This is a genomic window from Bordetella sp. H567 (assembly GCF_001704295.1).
Lineage (GTDB): Bacteria > Pseudomonadota > Gammaproteobacteria > Burkholderiales > Burkholderiaceae_B > Bordetella_C.
In genome coordinates, this window is sequence record NZ_CP012334.1 from 33,843 (window position 1) to 57,005 (window position 23,163).

Sequence of the window (23,163 nt, forward strand, 5' to 3'; positions counted from 1 at the left end):
TCCATGGGACGTTGAAGTGAAACCTTTGAACCAGTTGACCGCATGGGAAGCCGCCGCCGCCATCGAGCGCGGCGAGACCACGCCTACCGCCGTCGTCCAGGCCTGCCTGGATCGCATCGCCGAACGCAACGACCAGATCCGGGCCTTCGTGGCCTGTGACCCGCAGCGTGCCCTGGCCGGGGCCAAGCAGGCCGAAGCCATGGCCGCCGGGCCGCTGCGCGGGGTGCCTTTCGCCGCCAAGGACATTTTCGATACCGCGGACTATCCCACCGAGTACGGTTCGCCCATCTACCGGGGACACCGCCCGGTCACCGACGCGGGCTGCGTGGCGATGGCCAAGCATCGCGGCGCGGTGCTGATCGGCAAGGTCGCGACGGGCGAATTCGCGACGCAGACGCCGAGCAAGGCGGTGAACCCGCTGCGCGTCACCCATACGCCGGGGGGATCGTCCAGCGGATCGGGGGCGGCGGTCGGCGACTGCATGGTGCAGGTGGCCTTCGGCACGCAGACCACCGGTTCCATCGTGCGGCCGGCGATCTACTGCGGCGCGGTGGGATACAAGCCCAGCTTCGGTCTCATCGCCACGGCCGGCATGAAGGCCCTGAGCCCATCGCAGGACACCATCGGTGTGATCACGCGCGACGTCGCCGACGCCGCGTTCTTCACGATGGGTCTGCATGGCGCGCGCGACGTCATGTCGGGCAGCATCCTGCGGCCGCGCATCGGCCTGTGCCTGTCGCGGCAATGGGACTATGCCCATCCGTCCACCATCGCCGCCATCGAGCGGGCCGCGGACCGCCTGCAAAAAGCCGGCGCCCAGGTGACGCGCTTCTGGCTGCCGGCCGAGCTCGAAGCGCTGGAGGCCACCCAGCTGCGGGTATTCGCTTTCGAAGCGCGCCAGACGCTGGCGCAGGAAAGACTGAACAGCGAAAGCCTGCTCAGCCCGCGGTTGCAGGCGCGCCTGCAGAGCGGCGCCGAGATCGGCCTGGACGAATACACGGGGATGCTGCAGCACGTCGCGCAGATGCGCGCCCGCGCCCGCGCGCTGTTCGACGACTACGATGTATTGCTCTATCCGGCCGCGGACGGCGAAGCGGAAGCCGGCCACGACTATGCGGGATCCCCGCGCTACGGCGCGATCTGGACATTGCTGCACATGCCCTGCGTGTCCTTCCCGCTGGAAATCGGTCCCGGCGGCCTGCCGCTGGGGGCCCAACTGATCGGCGCCTACGGCCAGGACACCCGCTTGCTGGCCGCGGCGCGCTTCGCCACCTCGGTACTGGGCCCCGTGCCCCGGCCGACTGCCTGACCACCTTCAACCGCACCGTAGCCAAAACAAGGGGAATACCTTATGCACGCGAAGAAACTGCTGGGAAGCTTGATACTGACCGCGCTGGGCGCGGGCGTGGCCCTGTCCGCGCAAGCCCAGGAAACGCTGAAGATCGGCGGCATCGGGCCGCTGTCGGGCGGCGGCACTGCCTGGGGCCTGGCCGTGCAGCGCGGCGTGCAGATGGCCATCGACGAGGCCAACGCCCAGGGCGGCCTGAAGATCGGCGGCAAGACCTACAAGCCCGAACTGGTGATGTACGACGACAAGTACACCGCTACGGGCGGCCGGACCGCCGCCGAGCGCCTGGTCAACTACGACAAGGTCAACTTCATCATCGGTCCGATCGGCACGCCGTCGGCCATGGCTGTCGTGCCCATCACGAACCAGGCCAAGGCCATCGTGCTGTCGGACGGCTACGCGCCCGACATCCTGAAACAGGGCGGCCAGAACGGGTACAACTTCCGCTCGATGAACAGCAACGTCGAGTTCGGCCCTGCCATGGTGAAGTGGCTGAAGGACACGCATCCCAAGGTGAAGAAGGTCGCGCTGATCGTCCCCAACGACGCGACCGGCCAGGTGGTGATGCCCACTCTGGGCCAGACCTACAAGGACAACGGCTACACCGTGTGGTCGGAAAGCTATGAGCGCGGCTCGAAGGAATTCACGCCGCTGCTGACGCGCATGATGGCGCAGGGCGTGGACCTCCTGGACCTGAACCTGAACGCGCCGGGCGAAGCGGGACTGCTGGTCAAGCAGGCGCGCCAGATCGGCTACAAGGGCTTGATCTGGCAGGTCGGCGGGCCCGGCATCGACGAGATCAACGATATCGCCGGCCCCAATGCCGAAGGCTTCATGTCCTATGACGTGTTCGACTTCCGCGAACCGGGCGCGCAGAAATTCGTCGATGCGTACAAGAAGCGCTGGAGCGGCGTGATCAACGCGCAAACGCCGGGCTGGTACAACTCGGCCAGGATCCTTTTCAAGGCGCTGGAGAACGCCGGCACCGTCACCGATACGGACAAGGTGCGCACCGCCCTGGAGAACCTGGGCGGCTACGACGCCGGCATTTACGGCCCGGTGGTGTGGGGCGGCCAGAAGGCCTATGGCGTGAACCGCCAGCTGCTGAACAAGTTCTGGATCACCCAGATCAAGGACGGCAAGCCGCAGACGATCACGACCCTGACGCCCGTCAAGGAATAAGCCTTATCCGTCCGGCGCGGGCTCACCGCGCCGGACGTTCCGCCATCAAGGGGATTGCATGTTTTCCGCACCGGTCCTGACCCAGGTGCTGATCAACGGCCTGAGCCTCAGCGCGATCTACGTCCTGATCGCGCTGGGGTTCACGTTGTTGTTCGGCATCATGAAGGTGGTCAACTTCGCCCACGGCAGTTTCGCCATGCTGGGCGGCTATGCGCTGCACTATTATTTCGGCGAATTCAAGCTGCCCTATGTGGTGGCGATCCTGCTGGCGGGACTGACGGTCGCCGCCGCCAGCATGGTGCTGGAATGGCTGGTGTTCCGCCGCTTTTACCAGAAGATGTTCCAGAGCATGATCGGCCTGCTGGGACTGGACATCGCCATCGTCTACAGCAGCGTGCTGGTGTGGGACGTCTATGAGCGTTCCATCCCGGCGGCGGTGGACGCCATGGTGCCGATCGGCGCGGTCTCGATACCGGCCGACAAGCTGATGATCATCGGCATCGCCATCGTGGTGCTGCTGGCGTTCTGGGCCTTCATGAGCCTGAGCCGCTACGGCCTGGCGGTGCGCGCCGCATCCGAAGATATCGAGATCGCCGAGGCGCAGGGCGTGAATACCCGGCGCATTTACCAACTGGCGTTTTTCCTGGCGGTGTTCATGACCGCCATCGCCGGCGCGATCTATGCGCAGACCTACGCGTTGTCGCCGTTCATGGGCGACCGGCCGCTGATGGTGGCCTTCATCGTGGTGATCCTGGGCGGCATGGGCAGCATCCCCGGCGCGGCGCTGGGCGGCGTGCTGTTCGGCTTCGGCGAAAGCTTCCTGTCGACCTTCTACGGATCGGCCACGTCCACCTTCGTTTCCTTCGGCGTGGTCATCGCGCTGCTGGTGGTGCGCCCCTGGGGCCTGCTTGGAAAACCGGAACGCTGAGGCCGCCATGTCGAACATTTCCTCGAACACACTGGCCGCGCGGCGGCCTCGCACCGGCGTCACGCGCGGGATGACAGTGCTCTGCGTGGGCATCCTGGCCACCGTGATATTGGCCGTGCTGCCGCATGTGGCGGACAACCCCTTCATCCTGGCCATCGGCGCCTTGATCCTGCTGAACGTCATCGGCGCGCTCAGCCTGCACCTGATCATACGCACCGGCCATATCTCGCTGTCGCATGCCGGATTCATGGGCGTCGGCGCCTACGCCTGCGCGCTGTCCGTGCTGAAGCTGGGCGTCTCCCCCTTCGTGGGCCTGGCGATCGGCGCCGCGGCCTCCGGCCTGCTGGCGCTGCTGGTCGGGCCTATCCTGCTGCGGCTGACGGGCAAGTATTTCGTGCTGGTCACCTTCCTGCTGGGCGAGATCATCCGCCTGGTGCTGGTGGAGTGGGAAAGCCTGACGGGCGGCTCCAACGGCCTGTCCAACCTGCCGGACCTGCACGCGGGGTGGAATTCGCCGCTGGCGCAGTACTACATCGCCCTGGTCGCCGCCGTGCTGGTCGCCGCCCTGTGCATCCGCCTGCTGATGTCGGAAACGGGCCGCGCCATCGATGCGGTGCGCGAGGCGCAACGGCTGACCGAATGCGCGGGCGTGCCGGTGCTGCGGTTGAAGGTCGGCGTCTTCGTGCTGGGCTGCGCGCTGGTTGGCCTGCAGGGCGGGCTGCTGGCTTTCTTCATGCACTACATCGACCCCACCACCTTCGGCATGACGGATTCGCTGAACCTGGTCGTAATGAACGTGCTGGGCGGCATGTATCACGTCGTGGGGCCCATCATCGGCGCCGTATTCCTGGTGGCACTGCCGGAGCTGCTGCGCGGCTACGTGGAGGTCCAGCGGATCCTCTTCGGTGTCGCGCTGATCGTGGTCATGGCTTCTTTCCCCACCGGCATGGCGGGATTGGCGGCCATGCTGCGCGGCATGCGCCGCGAACGCAAGGAGGCGCGCGCATGAAAAAACTGCTCAATGTGGAAGCCATCGGTCGCAGCTTCGGCGGCCTGAAGGCCGTCGACGGCGTCAGCTTCGAAGTCTACGAAGGCGAGATCCTGGGCGTGATCGGTCCCAACGGCGCCGGCAAGACCACGCTGGTGAACCTGATCAGCGGTGTGATCAAGCCATCGCGCGGCGCCGTGGCGTTCCGCGACGAGACCGTCACGGGCATGGCGCCGTCGCGCCTGACCGAACGCGGCCTGGTCCGTACCTTCCAGTCCACGGCGGTCTACGGCGCGCGCAGCGTGCGCGAGAACATCGTACGGGGCGCCTACCTGACCCGCTATCCCGGTTTTCTATCCACGCTGCTGGATACGCCCCGTGCGCGCCGGCGCCGGGCCGAATCCGACGCGCAGGTGGACGAACTGCTGGATCGCATGGGCTTGCGCGCCGTGGCCGATGCCGCCGCCGGCAGCCTGCCGTATGGCCTGCAGAAGATCCTGGGCATCGCCATCGCGCTGGCGGCGCGGCCCACCCTGCTGATGCTGGACGAGCCCGTGGCGGGACTCAGCGCCGAGGAAACCGACCAGGTGCGCGACGCCATCCTGTGCGTGCGGGATTCGGGCGTGACGGTGATGGTCGTCGACCACAACATGCGTTTTATCGCCGGGCTGTGCGATCGCCTGCTGGTGGTGGCCGCGGGACAGGAACTCACGCGCGGCAAGCCGGATGAAGTGCTGCGCGACCCGCGCGTTGTGGAGGCTTATTTGGGGACGAGGAATGTCACTGCTGGAATTGCGTAACCTGGACGTGCGCTACGGCCGCGTCGCGGGCACGCGGTCGCTGAGTTTGAGCATCGGCGAAGCCGAGACCGTGGCGCTGATCGGCTCGAACGGCGCGGGAAAGAGCAGCACGCTCAAGGCCATCACGGGATTGGTGAACGGCTACGGCGGCGACGTCCTGTGGCAAGGCAAAAGCATCAAGGGCATGGCGGCATCGGAAGTCGTCAAGCTGGGCATCGGTTTTTCGCCGGAAGGCCGGCGCGTCTTTCCGTCGCTGACCGTGCAGGAGAACCTGAAGATGGGTGCCTTCGGCCGCGGCGGCGACCGCCTGGCCGAACGCATGGAACAGATGTTCGGCTATTTCCCGCGCCTGAAGGAAAGGGCGCGCCAGGCCGCCGGCAGCTTGTCCGGCGGCGAACAGCAGATGCTGGCCATCGGCAGGGCCTTGATGAGCGGCCCCAAGCTGTTCCTGCTGGACGAACCTTCGCTCGGGCTGGCGCCCATTATCGTGGAGCGCATCGGCGACATCCTGCTGGAGATCCAGCAACGCGAAGGCCTGGCCTTCGTGCTGGCGGAACAGAACGCCAATTGGGCGATGCGCGTGGCCCGGCGCACGGCCATCCTGCAATTGGGCGAAAAGGTGTTCGACGATGCTTCCGCGGCGCTGCTCGAAGACCCGAAGGTGCAGACCGCTTTCCTGGGCGTGTAACCGTGGACACTGGCTTTTCTACCCTGACGTTGCGACCCTCGCATTCCGGCTATCCGGGTTACTGACGTCGATTTCCATCATCGGATTGATCCCATGCTACTTCCCTATCACGATCGGTATCCGTACAGCGCCATCACGCGGCGTCCCGACTACAGCTGGCCCGAAGGCAAACGCCTGGCGGTCTACCTGGGCCTGAACATCGAGCACTTCGCCTTCGGCACCGGCAAAGGGCACCACCTGGGCACCGAACTGCCCCAGCCCGATGCGCGCGGCTTCGCGTGGCGCGACTACGGCAACCGGGTCGGCGTGTGGCGCCTGCTGGAGTTGTTCGACGAACTGGGCCTGCCGGCCTCGCATCTGATGAACACGGTGCTGTTCGAATACTGCCCGGAGGTCCTGGAGCCCATCCTGAAGCGCGGCGACGAGATCATCGGCCACGGCCGCACCAATGCCGAGGCGCAGGGCCACCTGTGGGCCGCCGACGAGGCGCGCCTGCTGACCGAAGTACGCGAGGCCATCAAGAAGCACACCGGCCAGGACGTGCGCGGCTGGATGGGCCCGTGGATGTCGCAAAGCGCGCAGACCCCGGAACTGCTGGTCGACACCGGCTACAAGTTCGTGATGGATTGGCCGGCCGATGACCAGCCGGTGTGGATGAAGACGGGGTCGGGCCCGCTGATGTCCGTACCTTATCCGCTGGAGATCAACGACTCGCCGCAGATGCTGGTGCGCCGCCATACCGCGCAGGACTTCGAACAGATGATCATCGAACAGTTCGAGGAAATGCTGCAGCAGTCGGAAAAGCAGCCGCTGGTGTGCGGCATTGCCTTGCATACGATGATCGTCGGCCAGCCTTATCGCCTGCGCGCGCTGCGCCGGGCGCTGAAGTACATCGTGGAACATCCGCAGCGGGACAAGGTCTGGTTCACGCGCCCGGGCGCGATCTACGACCACTGCGCAGGCCTGAAGGACGGAGTGATGGTGCGCCCTTGACCGCCGACTGATGCAGCGGGAGGGATGCCGTGCCTGCGGTGCGTGGGCACGGTTTTTTTTTGCCGCCGGGCCGCCCCAAGGCAAAAAGCCCCCTTGGGGGGCAGCAAGCCGATTTATCGGCGCGGCGTGGGGGTTCTTCTTTCCGCCGGGCCGCCCCAAGGCAAAAAGCCCCCTTGCGGGGCAGCAAGCAGGCGTGCCCGCGCGGAGCTAGGAGCCTTCGCGCGATGCCGTGGAGGGGTTCGGCGTACACGCCGCCGCGCCGCCCAGGGTATTGCGCACCCACACCAGCTCGGCGGCGATCGCCACCGCAATCTCCGCCGGCGTGCGGCTGGCGATGCGCAATCCCACCGGGCCGTGCAGGCGGCCGATCTCCTCATCGGATAGATCGAACATCCGCAGGCGTTCGCGCCGCTTGGCCTGGTTGGGCGCGGAGCCCAGCGCCCCGACGTAGAACGCCGGGGACTTCAGCGCTTCCAGCAGCGCCATGTCGTCCAGCTTGGGATCGTGGGTGACCGCGACAATGGCCGTCCGCTCGTCGGTGCCGATGTCCGTTACCGTATCGTCCGGCATGGACGTCAGCAAGGTGACGTTCGGCATGTTCCAGTCGGCAAAGAATTCTTCGCGCGGATCGCACACCATCACATGGAAATCCAGTGCCGTGGCGATTTCGCTGAGCACCCGCGCGGTCTGGTTGGCTCCGATGATCAGCAGCCGCCAGTGCGGGCCGTAGACGGAACGGAAGGTGCGCCCGTCGAAGTCGGGGCCATCGATGGGGCTCGCCGGAGCCAGCGTCCAGGTTCCGGTCTGCAGATCGACAGTCCGCATGATGAGGCGATGCGCACGCACGTCCTGCAACACCGGATCCAGCCACAAGGTGTCGTGCAGCGGCTCTACCACCAGCCGCAGCGTACCGCCGCAGGGCAGGCCAAAGCGTGCCGCTTCCTCGCTGGTGATCCCGTAGGTGACCCGGTCGGCCATGTCCGGCAACGTACCGGCCACGGCGCGCGCGATCAGGTCGTCTTCCACGCACCCGCCGGACACGGATCCCACCAGCCTGCCGTCGCCGCGTAATGCCGCCAGCGCTCCCGCCTGCCGGGGCGCCGAACCCCAGGTTTGCACGACGGTGATCAAGTGCACGCGATGGCCCTCGGCGACCCAGTCGCGCGCGTGCTGCAGTACATCGATATCCAGAGAATTCATCAGCCGCCCTTCCTGTAAGGCCCCGGCACGGGCCTTCAAACCGTCCGCACCGTGTACCGGCCGGAGCAGGACATATGGTGGACGCCGCCCGCCGGAAGGCGAGACGTGCGCTACAAACGGCGGGCACGGGAGCGATGCGGCTTGTCATGCCCACCGCCTCCTGTCCGGCGCCATGGGCGCAGTGTGCAATAGTTTTTGGACTTTTCCAACTTCCCGTTTGGCAGGCGAAGCTGTTTGACTGGCGTCCGGCCGACGACGGACGCAGCGGCCGGGATCCGGTCCCGGCGAAAAAAATCGGCCCTCGCAAGGAGGGCCGAGGTACTGCACCGAGAGGACTGCCACTTACAGCATCCCCGCCTCTCGCCGGGGAAACCGTTCATCCGTACAGGCATGAACGGCCGGACTTCCTGGTGGCGGGATCGCGGTCGGATCCGATATCTTTGCGATCATCCGATCGCGCAATCACGCCACCCGTGGCTGGAATCGCCGTGGGTGCTTACGCACCTTGGAACGGCTGGTTGTTCGAATCGCCAAAATCCGAGCCCCGGGCGATCTGAGCATGGCTCACGCCGCTGTCGGCTTGCGCGGTAAAGGGCGTGTTGTCGATATCGGCATTGCCCGTCAGGCCGGCGCTGCGCGCCTGCAGCAGTTGGTCCAGCACGTAGGTGCGGTTCACGTTGCTGGCCGCTTGGCCGTACACACCTTGGAAGGGCACGTTGTTCGGTTCGCTATTGGCGGCTTGCGCAGCGCCGATGGCGGCAAAGGAAAGAATCAGAGCGGAAACAATGGTCTTGGCTTTCATGGCAGTACTCCTAGTCCTGGTTGAGTGATTCGGGCCGTACATCGCGATTGGTTGGTTGGGAAGTTTCGCGATGTCCGTTGCTGTTCCCGATGAAACGCATTCTGCGCCGCCGAGACGGGGGGATAAACCGGCGTAGCCGAAAATCATCTTTCCGTTTTTTTAGTCAATCCACTGCCTATTCCAGGAGAAAACCCGTTTCGGCGGCCGTAAAGAAATCGGCCCTCGCAAGGAGGGCCGACGTACTGCACCGAGAGGACTGCCACTTACAGCATCCCCGCCTCTCGCCGGGGAAACCGTTCATCCGTACAGGCATGAACGGCCGGACTTCCTGGTGGCGGGATCGCGATACTGTCGGACCCGATCTCTGCGTCCGATCACTCGATTGCGCGATCACGCCACCCGTGGCTGGAATCGCCGTGGGTGCTTACGCACCTTGGAACGGCTGGTTGTTCGAATCGCCGAAATCCGAGCCCCGGGCGATCTGAGCATGGCTCACGCCGCTATCGGCTTGCGCGGTAAAGGGCGTGTTGTCGATATCGGCGTTGCCCGTCAGGCCGGCGGTGCGCGCTTGGTGCAGCTCGCCCAGCACTTGGGTGCGGCTGACGCTATCGACGGCCTGGCCGTAGACGCCTTGGAAGGGCACGGTGTTCGGTTCGCTGTTGGCGGCTTGCGCGGCGCCAATCGCGGCGAAAGAAAGAATCAGAGCGGAAACGATGGTCTTGGCTTTCATGGCAGTACTCCTAGTCCTGGTTGAGTGATTCGGGCCGTGCATCGCGATCTGGTTGGGAAGTTTCGCGATGTCCGTTGCTGTTCCCGATGAAACACATTCTGCGCCGCCGAGACCGGGGGATAAACCCGCGTAGCCGCAAATCATCTTTCCGTTTTTTTAGTGAATCCCCTACCTATTTCAAGCGAGAACCCGTTCCGGCCGTGGCAAAGAAATCGGCCCTCGCAAGGAGGGCCGAGGTACTGCGCTGAGAGGACTGCCACTTACAGCATCCCCGCCTCTCGCCGGGGAAACCGTTCATCCTTACAGGCATGAACGGCCGGACTTCCTGGTGGCGGGATCGCGATACTGTCGGACCCGATCTCTGCGTCCCATCGCGCGATCACGCCACCCGTGGCTGGAATCGCCGTGGGTGCTTACGCACCTTGGAACGGCTGGTTGTTCGAATCGCCGAAATCCGAGCCCCGGGCGATCTGCGCGTGGCTGATGCCGCTGTCGGCTTGCGCGGTATAGGGCGCGTTGTCGATGTCGGCGTTGCCCGTCAGGCCGGCGGTGCGCGCTTGCTGCAGCTCGCCCAGCACTTGGGTGCGGCTGACGCTGTCGACGGCCTGGCCGTACACGCCTTGGAAGGGCACGGTGTTCGGTTCGCTGTTGGCGGCTTGCGCGGCGCCGATGGCGGCGAAGGAAAGAATCAGAGCGGAAACGATGGTCTTGGCTTTCATGGCAGTACTCCTAGTCCTGGTTGAGTGGTTCGGGCCGTACATCGCGATTGGTCGGTTGGGAAGTTCGCGATGTCCGTTGCTGTTCCCGATGAGATGCATTCTGCGCCGCCAAGGCCGGGGGATAAACCCGCGTAGCCGCAAATCATCTTTCCGTTTTTTTAGTCAATCCATTGCCTATTCCAGGAGAAAACCCGTTTCGGCGGCCGTAAAGAAATCGGCCCTCGCAAGGAGGGCCGAGGTACTGCGCTGAGAGGACTGCCACTTACAGCATCCCCGCCTCTCGCCGGGGAAACCGTTCATCCGTGCAGGCATGAACGGCCGGACTTCCTAATGGCGGGATCGCGATGCTGTCGGACCCGATATCTTTGCCGGTCATCCGATCGGGCGATCACGCCACCCGTGGCTGAAATTGCCGTGGGTGCTTACGCACCTTGGAACGGTTGGTTGTTCGAGTCGCCGAAATCCGAGCCCCGGGCGATCTGAGCATGGCTCACGCCGCTGTCGGCCTGGGCGGTAAAGGGCGTGTTGTCGATATCGGCGTTGCCCGTCAGGCCGACGGTGCGCGCTTGCTGCAGTTCGCCCAGCACTTGGGTGCGGCTCACGCTGTTGGCCGCTTGGCCGTAGACGCCTTGGAAGGGCACGTTGTTCGGTTCGCTGTTGGCGGCTTGCGCGGCGCCGATGGCGGCAAAGGAAAGAATCAGAGCGGAAACGATGGTCTTGGCTTTCATGGCAGTACTCCTAGTCCTGGTTGAGTGGTTCGGGCCGTGCATCGCGATTGGTCGGTTGGGAAGTTTCGCGATGTCCGTTGCTGTTCCCGATGAGATGAATTCTGCGCCGCCAGGACCGAGGGATAAACCGCCGTAGCCGCAAATCATCTTTCCGTTTTTTTGGTCAATCGACTGCCTATCCCAATTCGACCGTGGCAAAAAAACCGGCCCCCGCAAGGAGGGCCGAGGTACTGCGCCGAGAGGACTGCCACTTACAGCATCCCCGCCTCTCGCCGGGGAAACCGTTCATCCGTACAGGCATGAACGGCAGGACTTCCTGGTGGCGTGGTCCGCGATGCGGTCGAACTCAATCTCTTTGCCGATCATCCGATCAGTCGATCGCTTGATCGCGCCACCCGTGGCTGGAATCGCCGTCGGTGCTTACGCACCTTGGAACGGCTGGTTGTTCGAATCGCCGAAATCCGAGCCGCGGGCGATCTGCGCGTGGCGCACGCCGCTGTCGGCTTGGGCGGTAAAGGGCGTGTTGTCGATATCGGCGTTGCCCGTCAGGCCGGCGGTGCGCGCTTGTTGCAGCTCGCCCAGCACTTGGGTGCGGCTCACGCTGTTGCTGGCTTGACCGTAGACGCCTTGGAAGGGCACGTTGTTCGGTTCGCTGTTGGCGGCTTGCGCGGCGCCGATGGCGGCAAAGGAAAGAATCAGCGCGGAAACGATGGTCTTGGCTTTCATGGCAGTACTCCTAGTCCTGGTTGAGTGATTCGGGCCGTGCATCGCGATTTCGTTAACGTTGGGAAGTTCGCGATGTCCGTTGCTGTTCCCGATGAAACGCATTCTGCGCCGCCGAGACCGGGCGATAAACCGCCGTAGCCGCAAATCATCTTTCCGTTTTTTTGGTCAATCGACTGCCTATCCCAAATCGACGGTGGCAAAAAAATCGGCCCCCGCAAGGAGGGCCGATGTACTGCGCCGAGAGGACTGCCACTTACAGCATCCCCGCCTCTCGCCGGGGAAACCGTTCATCCGTACAGGCATGAACGGCAGGACTTCCTGGTGGCGGGATCGCGATACTGTCGGACCCGATACCTTTCTCGATCACCCGATCGCTTGATAACGCCACCCGTGGTTGTAATCGCCGCAGGTGCTTAGGCACCTTGGAACGGCTGGTTGTTCGAATCGCCGAAATCCGAGCCCCGGGCGATCTGAGCATGGTTCACGCCGCTATCGGCTTGGGCGGTAAAGGGCGTGTTGTCGATATCGGCGTTGCCCGTCAGGCCGGCGGTGCGCGCTTGTTGCAGCTCGCCCAGCACTTGGGTGCGGCTCACGCTGTTGCTGGCTTGACCGTAGACGCCTTGGAAGGGCACGTTGTTCGGTTCGCTGTTGGCGGCTTGCGCGGCGCCGATGGCGGCAAAGGAAAGAATCAGAGCGGAAACAATGGTCTTGGCTTTCATGGCAGTACTCCTAGTCCTGGTTGAGTGGTTCGGGCCGTGCATCGCGATTTCGTTAACGTTGGGAAGTTCGCGATGTCCGTTGCTGTTCCCGATGAAACGCATTCTGCGCCGCCAAGACCTAGGGATAAACCGCCGTAGCCGCAAATCATCTTTCCGTTTTTTTACTCAATCCACCACCTATTCCGGGATAGCCCATCATGGGTTCGTAAGTCGGGGATGCGTTCCTAAGCCCCTGGCTTATGGCCTGGACGTTCGGAAGGCCCGGGAGCGCTCTATCTCGTCTCAGGTCGCCCCTTGATAGATGCTTGCGGTGCGCCGATAGTGCTCGGCAAGCAAACGCTGCGCATCGCCCAGCCGGTCTTCCATCACCGCATCGAACACCGCGCGGTGTTCGTCCATTTCCTTGCGCTGCTTGTATGACTTGCGCGCGGCCAGTTGGCGATAGCGATAGGCCTGGTCGTAGAGCTGTTCGCAAAAGCCTAGCAGCAGGGGCGACCCGCAGCCCGCCAGCAGGGCCAGGTGGAACGCGCGGTGCAGGCGCTCCCATTCCGGGTTCTCTTCATAGCTGTCCTGGCCGACGGAGCGCGGCGTGCGCGTCATGCGGTGAAACGCCAGAACCAGCTTTTCTTCCCATTCCGGCGTCCGGCGCGCGAAGGCCTGCGCCAATGCGAGCGATTCGATGGATATCCGCGTGGCCACCAGGTCGTCCAGCTGCGCCTGGCTGGCCTGCGCGACGCTGAAGCCGCGCTGGTCGTTGTGCACCACCCATTGTTCGCTGGCCAGCCGGTTCAGCGCTTCCCGCAAGGGGCTGGCCCCTACCTGATAGCGCTCGCGCAGCTCGTGCATCAGCAGCTTGCGGCCCGGTTGCCACAGGCCGCCCAGCACATCCGCGCGCAGCCGATCGTAGGTCATGCGCGCCAGGGTAGGGGTACCGGCGTCCAGCGGCTCGATGTCTTCCATAGGGCTAACCCGCATTGTCGATAAAGTCGGCCAACGGTATTTTTTATCGACAAAATCGTTCTGAAAAGGATTTGTCGATATTATGGCAAAACTGGCGCGTATCGCGACCCAGCCCGGCGGCCCGGCGCAATGGGCGGTTCAACAGGGGCAGGATCTTCTGGGCCTGGGCGACAGCGTCCCGGCCGGCGAGCACGACACCGCCTGGCTGCGGCTCGCGGCCGAAGGCGTCCCCGCGGCCATGCTGCAACGGGCAGCGCGCCTGGACATGGACAAGGTCGAATGGCGCATGCCCGTGGCGCGTCCAGGCAAGATCATCTGCCTGGGACTCAACTACGCCGCCCATGCCGCCGAAGGCGGCAACGCCAAACCGGAATACCCCAGCTTCTTCATGCGCGGCGCCACCTCGCTGATTGCGCATGAGGCGCCCCTGGTGCGGCCCAAGGTCTCGGACAAACTCGACTTCGAGGCGGAACTGGCCGTGATCATCGGCCAGCGCGCCCGCCACCTGGACGAATCCAATGCGCTGCGCGCGGTGGCCGGCTATGCCTGCTTCAACGACGGCACGCTGCGCGACTACCAGCGCCGCACGTCCCAATGGACCATAGGCAAGAATTTCGACGGTACCGGCGCCTTCGGCCCGTGGCTGGTGCCCGCGGCCGACCTGCCGCCCGGCGCCCAGGGCCTGAAGATCCAGTCGCGCCTGAACGGCCAGGTCATGCAAAGCGACGACACCGGCCACATGATCGTGACGGTGGCCCATGCCCTGACCCTGTTGACGGAAGTGCTGACGCTGGAACCCGGCGACGTCATCGCCATGGGCACGCCGGCGGGCGTCGGCTATGCCCGCACGCCGCCGGCATGGATGCAGCCCGGCGACCGCATTGAAATCGACATCGAGAACGTCGGGCTACTGTCCAACCCCATCGTCCAGGAGGACGTCTGATATGGAGCCGGTCATCACCAGACTGCCCGACGATTTCCGCTGGCCCGGCGGCCACAGGGTGGCCGTCATCTTCAACATCGCCTACGAAGCCTGGTCGGACGGCCAGGCGCCCGGCATCGGGCCCATGGGCAATGTCCTGAAGCCTGGGTACTTCGACACCAATGCGCATTCCTGGGCCAGCTTCGGCCTGGTCCGCGGCATACATCGCTTGCTGGCGATCGCCGAGCGGCAAGGCGTGAAGACCAGCGTGATGGTCAACGGCGTGATCTGCGAGCGCGATCCCGCGACGGTGAAGCGGCTGGCTGGACTCGGCCACGAGATCGTCAATCATTCCTGGGGCATGGACGTCATCCCCGTTTACCTGGACGAGGCCGGCGAGCGCGCGAACCTGGCGCGCAATCATGCGCTGCTTGCCGGCACCGCCGGGGTCGCGCCCGTGGGCTGGATCAGTCCGCGGGGCACCGGCAGCGCCATCACTTCACGCCTGCTTGCCGAGGCCGGCTACCTGCATCACGGCGATGTCAACGACGACGACCGGCCCTATGTGATGGACTTCGGCGGCAAGCGCATCGTCGGCATTCCCCTGACCATGGACGTCAACGATTTGCCGACCTGCGTGCGCTACGGACAGGGGCCGCGCCATATGCTGGACACCTTCAACGACGCCTTCGCCGCCCTGCGCGCGGAGCCGGTCCCACTGATGATGGACGTAACGGCGCATACGCATGTGATGGGCCGGGCGTCCGGTGCCTGGGTTTACGAGGAAATCATCCGCCGCGTGAAAGCCTCCGGAGATGTGTGGATCTGCACGCGCGAGCAGATGGCGCGCCATGTGTTGAACGCGCTGTAACGGCCGCGCCTGGCGCACGGCCACGCATCGCAAGGACCGGCACGCAGAGGCCGGCGGATGCGACCACCAGGAGACAGGACATGACCCGCCGTTCCATGCGGTCCGCGCTCGCGTGCGCGGCGCTGACGCTGCTTCCCATGCTGGGCTACGCGCAGGACAGCTGGCCCACGGGCCCCATCCGCTTTGTCGTGGCCTTCGCCCCCGGCGGCCCTGCCGATATCATCGGGCGCCTGCTCGCCCAGCAGCTGACGCCGGCGCTGGGGCAGAATGTGGTGGTGGAAAACCGCCCTGGCGCCGCGGGTAGCGTCGCGGCGGCCATGGTGGCGCGGGCCAGGCCCGACGGCTATACCTTCCTGATCGACACCAGCGCGTACGCGGTGAACCCGGCCATGCAGCGCGACCTGCAATTCGATTCCGAAAAGGACCTGACGCCCGCCGCGCTGGTGGCCTCGACGCCCAACCTCCTCGTCATCGCGCCGACGCTCAAACCCCGCACGCTGAAGGAAGTCATGGCCGCGGCGCGCGATGGCAGCTACAACTATGGGACGGCCGGCGCCGGCACCACGCCGCACCTGACGGCCGAATACCTGTTCAAGGTCCTGGGCAAGGTGCCCATTACCCACGTGCCCTTCCAGGGCGCCGGCCCGGCGCTGAACGCCGCCATGAGTTCGCAGGTGCAATTGGCCAGCGTGGCCCTGCCGCCAGCCGTGGAGCTGGTGAAGTCGGGCCGCGTGCGCGCGCTGGTGGTGACGAGCAATCGCCGGTCCGCGGCCTTGCCCGACGTGCCCACCGTGGCGGAATCGGGCTTTCCCGGCTTCGAGGACGTGACCTGGGTGGCCGTATTCGCGCCGGCGGGCACGCCGCAACCCATCCTGGAAAAATTCAACCAGGCGGTGACGCGATTGCAGAAGGATCCGGCGTTCCTGGCCCGGCTGACCGCCATCGGCTTCGAGCCGCAGGGCGGCAGTCTGCCCCAGGTCCGCGATTACGTGCACGGCGAATTCGCCAAATGGGTGCGCGTGGTGAATACGACGGGCGCCAAGGTGAACTGACCCGGTGGCGACAGCCCGGCAAATCCGCGCCATGGGCATGCTTGCCGTTGCGCAACGGCCCAAGGGCCACTCCGCATGCCCCGGTGGCGCGGTTCACCGTTTAGCCCCCCTTCCGCTCATCGCGTTTGCGAACAGGCGGGCGCCGTTCGTACGGAACAGGTTCAGGACGCGCTCCGCGGCGGGCGATAGATAGCCCGCTTTCCGGTAGGTCGCGCCGAGCGAGCGGGTCAAGGTGGTCTGGGCCAGCGGGATCTCGCGCAGCATCCTGCCGTGATGCAGCGCCAGGGTATGGTGCGAAACGAAGCTCAATAGCTCGGTCTGCGCGATCATGCGCGGCAGCAGCGGCAGCGAACTGGTCTCGATCTGCGCCGTTGGCCGGGACAGTCCGCTGGCCACGAATACCGAATCCAGCCATTGTCGGCTGGGCACCGTGGGTCCCGGTAGCGCCCAGGGGAACTCCAGCAAATCTTCCAGCGCAACGTTCTTGCGGCGGAAGATGACGTGGCCGCGCCTTGCGGCGACCACCACGACATCCTGCACGATAGGCACCGTCACCATGTCGGGATCGCCTTCGGCGGTCAGCCCTATCAGAATGTCGATGCTCCCCTCTTTCAGCTGGCTGCGTAGCGCCGAGGTCGGCCCGATCGCGATTTCTATGGTGATATCCGGACACTCCGCCAAGGCCAGCCGGCATAGTTCCGGCAATAGATGGTCCGCGGCGATGGGGCCGCTCGCCAGGCGCACGTGCCCGGAACGGCCGCTGGCGAAATCGCTGACTTCGCGCATTACCTCGTCGGCGTTGTCGCGCAGCATGCGCGCGCGGGATCGCAGGACCTGGCCGACGCGGGTCAGGCGGATACCCCGTCCGGTGCGCTCGAACAGCGGGCTGCCGATGACGTCCTCCAGGCGATGTATGCACTTGGTCAGGGCCGGCTGGCTGCGGGCCAGCCGTTCGGCCGCGCGGCCAAGGTGCTCCAGGTCCGCCAGCACCTCGAAATAGCGCAGGTCCCGTAGATTGATCTCCATGGCGTCGCGTCCCTTCCATAACTCAAAGTAAAGAGTAGATCATCATTATCGAATAGACCGTTGCCGATCGCCTGACCATAATGCCGGCTTCCCCGATGGAGCCCTCTCCCATGTCCCCTACCGTACTCGTGACGGCGTCGAAGCTGCATCCGGCCGGCGTCGAGCTGCTGCAGCAACACGGCGCCCGCATCCGGTATCTGACACGCGCCGACGCGGCGACGGAGGTGGAAGAAATCCTGGCTTCCGAGCCGGTCGATGCCGTCATATCGCGCACCGTCGCGCTTTCCGGCGACGCCATCCGGGCCTGCCCCACGCTGAAGGCGATATCCAAGCACGGCGTCGGCGTAAGCAATATCGATGTGACGGCCGCCAGCGAACGCGGGATTCCGGTCTATGTCACCCCGGGCGCCAATGCGGCCTCGGTGGCGGAACTGACCATCGGGCTGATGATTGCCGCCGCGCGCCGCGTTCCCGCGATGGACCGGGCGCTACGAGCGGGACGTTGGGAACGGATGCAGGACGGCCGGCAACTGGACGGCCTCACCCTCGGATTGGTCGGCTATGGCCAGGTGGGCCAACGCGTCGCCCGCGTCGCATTGGCGCTGGGTATGCGGGTCATTGCGTTCGATCCCGCTTACACCGGCGACAGCCCCGTGCCCGGCGTCGAGCGCGCGGCAAGCCTGGATATGCTGCTTCCGCAGGCCGAGGTGCTGAGCCTGCACGTGCCGCTGAATGCGCACACGCGCGGCCTGTTGGGCGAGGCCCAGCTGGCCCGTCTGCCCGCGGGCGCGATTCTGGTCAATACCGCGCGCGGCGAGGTGGTGGACGAAAACGCGCTGGTCGCGGCCTTGCGTCGCGGCCATCTGCATTCCGCAGGATTGGACACCATGGCGGTGGAGCCTCTTCCCGCGGATAGCGCGCTGCTGGCCTTGGATAGCGTGGTGTTGACGCCGCATGTCGGCGGATCCACCCCTTCCGCGCTGGCCCTCATGGCCACGGGCGCGGCCGCCAATGTGCTGGCCGTGCTGGCGGGCCAGCCGCCCGACCCGTCGCGTTGCGTCAACCCGCAGGTCCTGGCGCGGCGCTGACGATGGCGCGGGGCCGACCAGCCCGGCAAAACAGCGGATAACCGCCACACAGGAATTTTGATCAAGGAGATCCCATGAGCAGCACCGCATCCGCGTCCCCGCTTGCCGCCGGCTGGCCTGCCGGCTATCGCATCAATCCCAGTGCGCCGCGCTTGCCCGCCGCGCTGGTGGACGCCTTTCGAACGCTGCCGGTCGCGGCCATCGGCGACGCCATGAGCCGCAACATCGGCACCATCGGCCTGCGTCAGTACCATGCGCGCCTGGAGACGACCATGGTGGGTCAGGCGCTGACCGTGCGCGTGCGGCCGGGCGACAATCTGATGATTCACAAGGCCTTGCTGATGGCGCAGCCCGGCGACGTGCTGGTCGTCGATGGCGGGGGCGATATCACCCAGGCGCTGGTCGGAGGCCTGATGCGCACCACCTGCGTGGCGCGGCAGCTCGCCGGCTTGGTGATCGACGGCGCCGTCCGCGATCTGTGCGAGTGGGCCGAGGACGGCATGCCGGTCTTCGCCAGGGGGCATACCCACCGCGGGCCGAGCAAGGACGGACCGGGCGAGATCAACGTCCCCATCGCGGTGGCCAGCCTGGCCGTCATGCCGGGGGATCTGGTCGTGGGCGATGCCGACGGGGTGATCGCCATCCCGGCCGAAGAAGCCGAAACGGTACTCGAGAAGACACAGGCTCATCTGCGCAAGGAAGCGCAGATCCGCGAATCCAACCGCAGCGGCACGGCGGACCCGGAACGTTTCAACGCCATACTGCGCGCGAAGGGCCTGCCGGTCTGACCCTGCGCCGGCGGCCGCGCCGCCGGACGCACAGAACATCATAGAGGAGACAACCCATGCGCCCGCTTTCCCGCCGTGCGTTCCTGCAGTCATCGGCGTGCGCGCTCGCCGCCGGCCCCGCGCGCGTGTTCGCCGCCGACGGCCAGCCCTGGCCGACGCGGCCTATCAACATGATCGTCGCCTTCGCACCGGGCGGATTCACGGACGTCGCCGCCCGCCTGATCGCCAACCAGCTGACGAATGAGCTGGGCCAGCCCATCATCGTGGAGAACCGCTCGGGCGCCGCGGGCTTGATCGGCACCCAGGCCGCCGCGCGCGCCGCGCCGGACGGCTATACCTTGCTGCTGGGGACGATCAGCACCCATGCCATCAACGTCGGACTCTACAAGTCCCTGCCCTACGACCCCGCCAAGGATTTCGTGGCCGTGTCCGGAGTGGCCAGCGGGCCGCTCGTCCTGGTCGTCAATCCGTCGATGGGTGTAAAGACGGTCGCGGAGCTGATAGACAAGGCGCGCGCCGCGCCCGGCAAGTACACGTACGGATCGGGGGGCCCAGGGACCACCAGCCATCTGGCGGCCGAAATGTTCAAGTCGATGGCGAAGGTCGACCTGCTCCATGTGCCCTATCGCAGCCCCGCCCTGGCCACATCGGGCCTGTTGGGCGGCCAGATCGACCTGATGTTCGACACCGTACCCGCCACGATCAATAACGTAAAAGCCGGCAAGATTCTCGCATTGGGCATCAGCGGCGCGCCCGGGGCCGGCAAGATCGTCGACCTCAACATACCGGATATCGGCGCCACGCTGCCCGGCTTCGACGCCAACACCTGGGTCGGCATGTTCGCGCCGGCCGGCACGCCCACCGCCATCGTGGCGCGCCTGGACGCGTCGATACGCAAATCGCTGGCGGACCCGGTGCTGGTCAAGCGACTGGCCGAAATCGGCATGCTACCGTTCGTCGCCTCGTCCGCGGATTTCTCCGCGTACATCAAGGCCGATACGCAGCGCTGGACAGAACTGATCCGCAAGAACGGCATTTCGATGGATTGACCGCCATGAGCCGACTCAAGGTATTCCTGACCTACACCGACGACGAGTTCGCCGGCTATTACAGCGCGAGCGGCCTGGCTGCGTTGCAGACCCATGCCGATGTCGTGCGCAACACCACCGGCCGAGTGCTGGCCGGGCGCGAGCTGGCGGAGGCCAGCGCCGGCTGCCAGGCCATCATCGCGCACCGCTCGGTCGCGGGTAGCCGCGAAACCTTCGCCCATGCACCGGACCTGCTGGCTTTTTTGCGGGCGGCGGTGGACATCAGCACCGTCGATGTGGCGGCGGCCTCCGAACTGGGCATCCTCGTGACCCGGGCCAGCGCCGGTTTCGCCACGGCGGTCGCCGAACTTGCGCTTGCCATGATCCTGGACCTGGCGCGCGGCATCTCCAGGGCCCGGCACGATTACGCCCATGGCCGTGCACCGGTCGTGGCGAAAGCCAGGCAGCTTGCCGGAACGCGCGTGGGCATCGTCGGCTACGGCCGCATCGGCCGCCAATTGGCCTCCCACGCGGCAGCGCTGGGCATGCGGGTGCGCGCATACGATCCGGCGATTCCCGCGGACGAGCTGGGCGCGATCGGCGCGCCCTTCGAAACGGTGCTCGGTGATTCCGACTATGTCGTCTGCCTGGCCGCGTCGACGCCAGAAACGGAAAACCTGATGGATGCCGCTGCCTTCGCGCGCATGCCGCGGGACGCCTGCTTCCTGAATCTGGCGCGCGGCGAACTGGTGGACGAAGACGCCTTGCTGGCGGCCCTGGACGCCGGGCGACTGCGTGGTGCCGCGCTGGATGTCGGCCGCGCGCCCGACCAGAAGCCGTCCGCCCGCTTCGAAAACCGGCCCGACGTGGTCCTGATGCCGCATGTCGGCGGCATGACGGCGGAGGCCCGCGAACACCAAACCATGGATACGGTGCGCCAGATCGCGGCCCTGGCCGCGGGCCGGATGCCCGACGGCGCCGTGAACGCCACGCAGGCGTTTCGCGTGAGGCCGCTGCTGGCCCGCGAAGACACGCCCGGCGCCGCGCCGCAACGCCCCTAGCCGCACGGATCATCATGACGACAGCCCCGTGGTCCGCCGGTACCGAACCGGCCCGCGCTACGCTGCCCGAGGGCAGCGTGGATTGCCATCACCATATCTATGACACGCGTTTCGCCTACCATCCCGAGGCGGATTACCGCCCGCCGGATGCGACGGTCGCGCACTATCGCCAATTGCGGGCGCGGCTGGGCACGGCGCGCAGCGTCATCGTCCAGCCATCCAGCTACGGCGTCGACAATGCCTGCCTGTGCGATGCCTTGGCGTCGATGGGCGACAGCGCGCGCGGCGTGGCGGTCATCGACGCCGGCACGTCGCGCGAAACGCTGCGCGCGCTGGACGCGTCCGGCGTGCGTGGCATCCGCTTCAACCTGGCGCGGCCTGCCGGCGCGGGCGTGGAGCAATTGGAGCTGCTGGCGGGGCGCGTGGCCGACCTTGGGTGGCATGTGCAAGTGCATGCGCTGGGGCGCGACTATCCCGCCCTGGAGACCCGGCTGGCCGGCCTGCCCACGCCGTTGGTCATCGACCACCTTGGACGGATTCCGCAGCCGGACGCCCGCGCGCATCCGGCGTGGGCCGCGCTGCGCCGGCTCGTGGACAAGGGGCGGACATGGATCAAGCTATCCGGCGTCGACCACGATAGCGTGGACGGCGCGCCGACCTATGTCGATGGCGGCGACCTGGTGCGCGGCTGGATAGGCGCGGCGCCGCAGCGCGTCGTGTGGGGTACCGACTGGCCTCACGTGTCGGCCATCATGAATCCCGATAAATCGTTGCCGGACGATGCATCGATCCTGGATCTCTTCCACGGCTGGATGGCCACGCCGGAACAGCGGCAAGCCATCTTCGTGGACAATCCCTGCGAGCTTTATGGGTTCGAACCGCCGGCGCAATCCCGGGCGGGCGCCGGCTAGACCCGGGCGAACCCATCAGCCGGCGCTGCCGGCCTCGAAGGCCACGGCGATATCCGCGGCGAATTTGCGCAGCACGGGGACATTGCCGACCATCTGCTCGTGGTCCATGCGCGCCGTCGGCGCGGAGACGCATAGGCCGATAAAGGCATTGCTGCGCAGCGGAATGCGCACACCCACGCCCACCACGCCCGCGTTCCACTCCTCGTTGCACGAGGCCCAGCCCTGGGCCCGGATCTCGTTGAAGTGGGCGCGCAGCCGGGTTTCGCTGGTGAGCGTGCTGCCGGTGAACTTGCGCCGAGTGGAGGAACGCAGCCATTGCGACAACGCCTCTTCCGGCATGTGGGCCAGGTGCAGCTTGCCGATGGACGTGCAATGCAGCGGCCCCTTATTGCCCTGTTCCAGGTGCAGGCCGCCCGGCCGCCGCACCGCGGCGGCGTCCACGCACACCAGCTCGCCGTCCACCACCATGCTGATTTGCGCGAATTCGCCCAAGGAGATCGCCAGCGACTTCAGCAAGGCGTGCGGCTGATCGGCGTTCAGCGAGGTCTGCACGGCGTCGATCCCCAACCTGGTAAGGCGGGCCCCCGGCATTACGCGCTTGGACGACAGGTGCCGGCTGAGCACGTTGCGGTCGATCAGTTGCACGACCAGCCGGTGCGCCGTCGGCATCGCCAACCCCGTCAAGTCCGAAATCTCGGTGACGGAAAGCGGGCGGCGCGAGGCCGCCACGGCTTCCATGATGGCCAGTGTCTTGTCGATGGGGGCGTCATCCATGGCGCGATCCGGATTCCTAAATTTGAGAACAAAAATTCCGGATTCCGGGAAATCCGGCTTGTTGCGGGTAGGGGTCGAGCATAGCATCGACCCGACGCCGGACAGATCGGCGCATCCATATACAAGGGGTT

The 23,163-nt window shown here is 65.8% G+C and carries 25 protein-coding genes; 15 read left to right on the forward strand and 10 right to left on the reverse strand.

Features of this window, described 5'->3' with window-relative positions; all coding sequences use genetic code 11:
- The first annotated feature begins 16 nt into the window (after positions 1 to 16).
- From AKI39_RS00160 to AKI39_RS00190, 7 genes are all read left to right on the forward strand, one after another.
- Positions 17 to 1,309: an amidase gene (locus tag AKI39_RS00160; protein ID WP_066631306.1), complete on the forward strand. Its 1,293-nt coding sequence runs from the start codon at positions 17 to 19 to the stop codon at positions 1,307 to 1,309.
- Between the two features lie 42 nt (positions 1,310 to 1,351).
- A complete protein-coding gene (locus AKI39_RS00165) occupies positions 1,352 to 2,530 on the forward strand; it encodes an ABC transporter substrate-binding protein (RefSeq protein ID WP_066631308.1) in 1,179 nt (392 codons plus the stop codon).
- Between the two features lie 58 nt (positions 2,531 to 2,588).
- Complete coding sequence (locus AKI39_RS00170; RefSeq protein WP_066631310.1) at positions 2,589 to 3,458, forward strand: branched-chain amino acid ABC transporter permease; 870 nt, start codon at positions 2,589 to 2,591, stop codon at positions 3,456 to 3,458.
- 7 nt (positions 3,459 to 3,465) lie between these two features.
- Complete coding sequence (locus AKI39_RS00175; protein WP_066631311.1) at positions 3,466 to 4,467, forward strand: branched-chain amino acid ABC transporter permease; 1,002 nt, start codon at positions 3,466 to 3,468, stop codon at positions 4,465 to 4,467.
- Positions 4,464 to 5,246: an ABC transporter ATP-binding protein gene (locus AKI39_RS00180; RefSeq protein ID WP_066631312.1), complete on the forward strand. Its 783-nt coding sequence runs from the start codon at positions 4,464 to 4,466 to the stop codon at positions 5,244 to 5,246. Before AKI39_RS00175 ends, AKI39_RS00180 begins: the two co-directional genes overlap by 4 nt.
- Complete coding sequence (locus tag AKI39_RS00185) at positions 5,224 to 5,934, forward strand: ABC transporter ATP-binding protein (protein ID WP_066631313.1); 711 nt, start codon at positions 5,224 to 5,226, stop codon at positions 5,932 to 5,934. Before AKI39_RS00180 ends, AKI39_RS00185 begins: the two co-directional genes overlap by 23 nt.
- A 93-nt stretch (positions 5,935 to 6,027) precedes the next feature.
- Entirely contained in the window at positions 6,028 to 6,927 is a 900-nt protein-coding gene (locus AKI39_RS00190; protein ID WP_066631314.1) for a polysaccharide deacetylase family protein, read from the forward strand.
- 207 nt (positions 6,928 to 7,134) lie between these two features.
- On the opposite strand, the gene AKI39_RS00195 is transcribed toward AKI39_RS00190, so the two are convergent.
- From AKI39_RS00195 to AKI39_RS00230, 8 genes are all read right to left on the reverse strand, one after another.
- Positions 7,135 to 8,127 carry an XdhC family protein gene (locus AKI39_RS00195; RefSeq protein WP_066631315.1) on the reverse strand — a complete coding sequence of 331 codons (993 nt, stop codon included), beginning with the start codon at positions 8,125 to 8,127 and terminating at the stop codon, positions 7,135 to 7,137.
- 496 nt (positions 8,128 to 8,623) lie between these two features.
- Positions 8,624 to 8,929 carry a DUF4148 domain-containing protein gene (locus tag AKI39_RS00200; RefSeq protein ID WP_066631319.1) on the reverse strand — a complete coding sequence of 102 codons (306 nt, stop codon included), beginning with the start codon at positions 8,927 to 8,929 and terminating at the stop codon, positions 8,624 to 8,626.
- A 424-nt stretch (positions 8,930 to 9,353) separates the two neighbouring features.
- On the reverse strand, positions 9,354 to 9,659 hold the full coding sequence (locus tag AKI39_RS00205; protein ID WP_066631320.1) for a DUF4148 domain-containing protein: 306 nt from the start codon (positions 9,657 to 9,659) through the stop codon (positions 9,354 to 9,356).
- A gap of 413 nt (positions 9,660 to 10,072) precedes the next feature.
- A complete protein-coding gene (locus AKI39_RS00210; RefSeq protein ID WP_066631321.1) occupies positions 10,073 to 10,378 on the reverse strand; it encodes a DUF4148 domain-containing protein in 306 nt (101 codons plus the stop codon).
- 422 nt (positions 10,379 to 10,800) lie between these two features.
- Positions 10,801 to 11,106, reverse strand: a complete 306-nt coding sequence (locus tag AKI39_RS00215) for a DUF4148 domain-containing protein (RefSeq protein ID WP_066631273.1) — start codon at positions 11,104 to 11,106, stop codon at positions 10,801 to 10,803.
- A gap of 420 nt (positions 11,107 to 11,526) precedes the next feature.
- Positions 11,527 to 11,832, reverse strand: coding sequence for a DUF4148 domain-containing protein (locus tag AKI39_RS00220; protein ID WP_066631322.1), 306 nt, complete (start codon positions 11,830 to 11,832; stop codon positions 11,527 to 11,529).
- A gap of 413 nt (positions 11,833 to 12,245) precedes the next feature.
- Positions 12,246 to 12,551, reverse strand: a complete 306-nt coding sequence (locus AKI39_RS00225; RefSeq protein WP_066631325.1) for a DUF4148 domain-containing protein — start codon at positions 12,549 to 12,551, stop codon at positions 12,246 to 12,248.
- Positions 12,552 to 12,833: 282 nt separating this feature from the next.
- Positions 12,834 to 13,511, reverse strand: a complete 678-nt coding sequence (locus AKI39_RS00230; RefSeq protein ID WP_083228547.1) for a GntR family transcriptional regulator — start codon at positions 13,509 to 13,511, stop codon at positions 12,834 to 12,836.
- A gap of 82 nt (positions 13,512 to 13,593) precedes the next feature.
- Here AKI39_RS00230 and AKI39_RS00235 point away from each other — a divergent pair, with 82 nt between their 5' ends.
- The 3 genes from AKI39_RS00235 to AKI39_RS00245 all read left to right on the forward strand — a co-directional run bounded on the left by AKI39_RS00235 (position 13,594) and on the right by AKI39_RS00245 (position 16,356).
- Entirely contained in the window at positions 13,594 to 14,454 is an 861-nt protein-coding gene (locus tag AKI39_RS00235; protein ID WP_066631328.1) for a fumarylacetoacetate hydrolase family protein, read from the forward strand.
- Position 14,455: 1 nt separating this feature from the next.
- The gene (locus AKI39_RS00240) at positions 14,456 to 15,304 is read left to right on the forward strand and encodes a polysaccharide deacetylase family protein (protein ID WP_066631331.1); all 849 of its coding nucleotides are present in this window, start codon (positions 14,456 to 14,458) and stop codon (positions 15,302 to 15,304) included.
- A gap of 80 nt (positions 15,305 to 15,384) precedes the next feature.
- Positions 15,385 to 16,356 (forward strand): tripartite tricarboxylate transporter substrate binding protein, encoded by a 972-nt coding sequence (locus tag AKI39_RS00245; RefSeq protein ID WP_066631333.1) that lies wholly within the window; start codon positions 15,385 to 15,387, stop codon positions 16,354 to 16,356.
- A 93-nt stretch (positions 16,357 to 16,449) separates the two neighbouring features.
- Here the strand turns inward: AKI39_RS00245 and AKI39_RS00250 are convergent, their stop codons facing one another.
- Complete coding sequence (locus AKI39_RS00250; protein ID WP_066631334.1) at positions 16,450 to 17,382, reverse strand: LysR family transcriptional regulator; 933 nt, start codon at positions 17,380 to 17,382, stop codon at positions 16,450 to 16,452.
- A 110-nt stretch (positions 17,383 to 17,492) separates the two neighbouring features.
- On the opposite strand from AKI39_RS00250, the gene AKI39_RS00255 reads away from it, so the two are divergent.
- The 5 genes from AKI39_RS00255 to AKI39_RS00275 all read left to right on the forward strand — a co-directional run bounded on the left by AKI39_RS00255 (position 17,493) and on the right by AKI39_RS00275 (position 22,258).
- A complete protein-coding gene (locus tag AKI39_RS00255; protein ID WP_066631335.1) occupies positions 17,493 to 18,470 on the forward strand; it encodes a hydroxyacid dehydrogenase in 978 nt (325 codons plus the stop codon).
- 74 nt (positions 18,471 to 18,544) lie between these two features.
- Positions 18,545 to 19,258: an RraA family protein gene (locus AKI39_RS00260; RefSeq protein ID WP_066631339.1), complete on the forward strand. Its 714-nt coding sequence runs from the start codon at positions 18,545 to 18,547 to the stop codon at positions 19,256 to 19,258.
- Positions 19,259 to 19,314: 56 nt separating this feature from the next.
- Positions 19,315 to 20,307: a Bug family tripartite tricarboxylate transporter substrate binding protein gene (locus AKI39_RS00265; protein WP_066631340.1), complete on the forward strand. Its 993-nt coding sequence runs from the start codon at positions 19,315 to 19,317 to the stop codon at positions 20,305 to 20,307.
- A 5-nt stretch (positions 20,308 to 20,312) separates the two neighbouring features.
- Positions 20,313 to 21,347: an NAD(P)-dependent oxidoreductase gene (locus tag AKI39_RS00270; RefSeq protein ID WP_066631341.1), complete on the forward strand. Its 1,035-nt coding sequence runs from the start codon at positions 20,313 to 20,315 to the stop codon at positions 21,345 to 21,347.
- A gap of 14 nt (positions 21,348 to 21,361) precedes the next feature.
- Positions 21,362 to 22,258, forward strand: a complete 897-nt coding sequence (locus tag AKI39_RS00275; protein ID WP_083228548.1) for an amidohydrolase family protein — start codon at positions 21,362 to 21,364, stop codon at positions 22,256 to 22,258.
- A gap of 15 nt (positions 22,259 to 22,273) precedes the next feature.
- Here the strand turns inward: AKI39_RS00275 and AKI39_RS00280 are convergent, their stop codons facing one another.
- A complete protein-coding gene (locus AKI39_RS00280) occupies positions 22,274 to 23,032 on the reverse strand; it encodes an IclR family transcriptional regulator (RefSeq protein ID WP_066631343.1) in 759 nt (252 codons plus the stop codon).
- Positions 23,033 to 23,163 lie beyond the last annotated feature (131 nt).

Coding starts and splice junctions, on each gene's coding strand:
- AKI39_RS00165 (WP_066631308.1), top strand. CDS start 1,352: ATGCACGCGAAGAAACTGCTGGGAAGCTTGATACTGACCGCGCTGGGC.
- AKI39_RS00170 (WP_066631310.1), top strand. CDS start 2,589: ATGTTTTCCGCACCGGTCCTGACCCAGGTGCTGATCAACGGCCTGAGC.
- AKI39_RS00175 (WP_066631311.1), top strand. CDS start 3,466: ATGTCGAACATTTCCTCGAACACACTGGCCGCGCGGCGGCCTCGCACC.
- AKI39_RS00180 (WP_066631312.1), top strand. CDS start 4,464: ATGAAAAAACTGCTCAATGTGGAAGCCATCGGTCGCAGCTTCGGCGGC.
- AKI39_RS00185 (WP_066631313.1), top strand. CDS start 5,224: ATGTCACTGCTGGAATTGCGTAACCTGGACGTGCGCTACGGCCGCGTC.
- AKI39_RS00190 (WP_066631314.1), top strand. CDS start 6,028: ATGCTACTTCCCTATCACGATCGGTATCCGTACAGCGCCATCACGCGG.
- AKI39_RS00195 (WP_066631315.1), bottom strand. CDS start 8,127: ATGAATTCTCTGGATATCGATGTACTGCAGCACGCGCGCGACTGGGTC.
- AKI39_RS00200 (WP_066631319.1), bottom strand. CDS start 8,929: ATGAAAGCCAAGACCATTGTTTCCGCTCTGATTCTTTCCTTTGCCGCC.
- AKI39_RS00205 (WP_066631320.1), bottom strand. CDS start 9,659: ATGAAAGCCAAGACCATCGTTTCCGCTCTGATTCTTTCTTTCGCCGCG.
- AKI39_RS00210 (WP_066631321.1), bottom strand. CDS start 10,378: ATGAAAGCCAAGACCATCGTTTCCGCTCTGATTCTTTCCTTCGCCGCC.
- AKI39_RS00215 (WP_066631273.1), bottom strand. CDS start 11,106: ATGAAAGCCAAGACCATCGTTTCCGCTCTGATTCTTTCCTTTGCCGCC.
- AKI39_RS00220 (WP_066631322.1), bottom strand. CDS start 11,832: ATGAAAGCCAAGACCATCGTTTCCGCGCTGATTCTTTCCTTTGCCGCC.
- AKI39_RS00225 (WP_066631325.1), bottom strand. CDS start 12,551: ATGAAAGCCAAGACCATTGTTTCCGCTCTGATTCTTTCCTTTGCCGCC.
- AKI39_RS00230 (WP_083228547.1), bottom strand. CDS start 13,511: ATGGAAGACATCGAGCCGCTGGACGCCGGTACCCCTACCCTGGCGCGC.
- AKI39_RS00235 (WP_066631328.1), top strand. CDS start 13,594: ATGGCAAAACTGGCGCGTATCGCGACCCAGCCCGGCGGCCCGGCGCAA.
- AKI39_RS00240 (WP_066631331.1), top strand. CDS start 14,456: ATGGAGCCGGTCATCACCAGACTGCCCGACGATTTCCGCTGGCCCGGC.
- AKI39_RS00245 (WP_066631333.1), top strand. CDS start 15,385: ATGACCCGCCGTTCCATGCGGTCCGCGCTCGCGTGCGCGGCGCTGACG.
- AKI39_RS00250 (WP_066631334.1), bottom strand. CDS start 17,382: ATGGAGATCAATCTACGGGACCTGCGCTATTTCGAGGTGCTGGCGGAC.
- AKI39_RS00255 (WP_066631335.1), top strand. CDS start 17,493: ATGTCCCCTACCGTACTCGTGACGGCGTCGAAGCTGCATCCGGCCGGC.
- AKI39_RS00260 (WP_066631339.1), top strand. CDS start 18,545: ATGAGCAGCACCGCATCCGCGTCCCCGCTTGCCGCCGGCTGGCCTGCC.
- AKI39_RS00265 (WP_066631340.1), top strand. CDS start 19,315: ATGCGCCCGCTTTCCCGCCGTGCGTTCCTGCAGTCATCGGCGTGCGCG.
- AKI39_RS00270 (WP_066631341.1), top strand. CDS start 20,313: ATGAGCCGACTCAAGGTATTCCTGACCTACACCGACGACGAGTTCGCC.
- AKI39_RS00275 (WP_083228548.1), top strand. CDS start 21,362: ATGACGACAGCCCCGTGGTCCGCCGGTACCGAACCGGCCCGCGCTACG.
- AKI39_RS00280 (WP_066631343.1), bottom strand. CDS start 23,032: ATGGATGACGCCCCCATCGACAAGACACTGGCCATCATGGAAGCCGTG.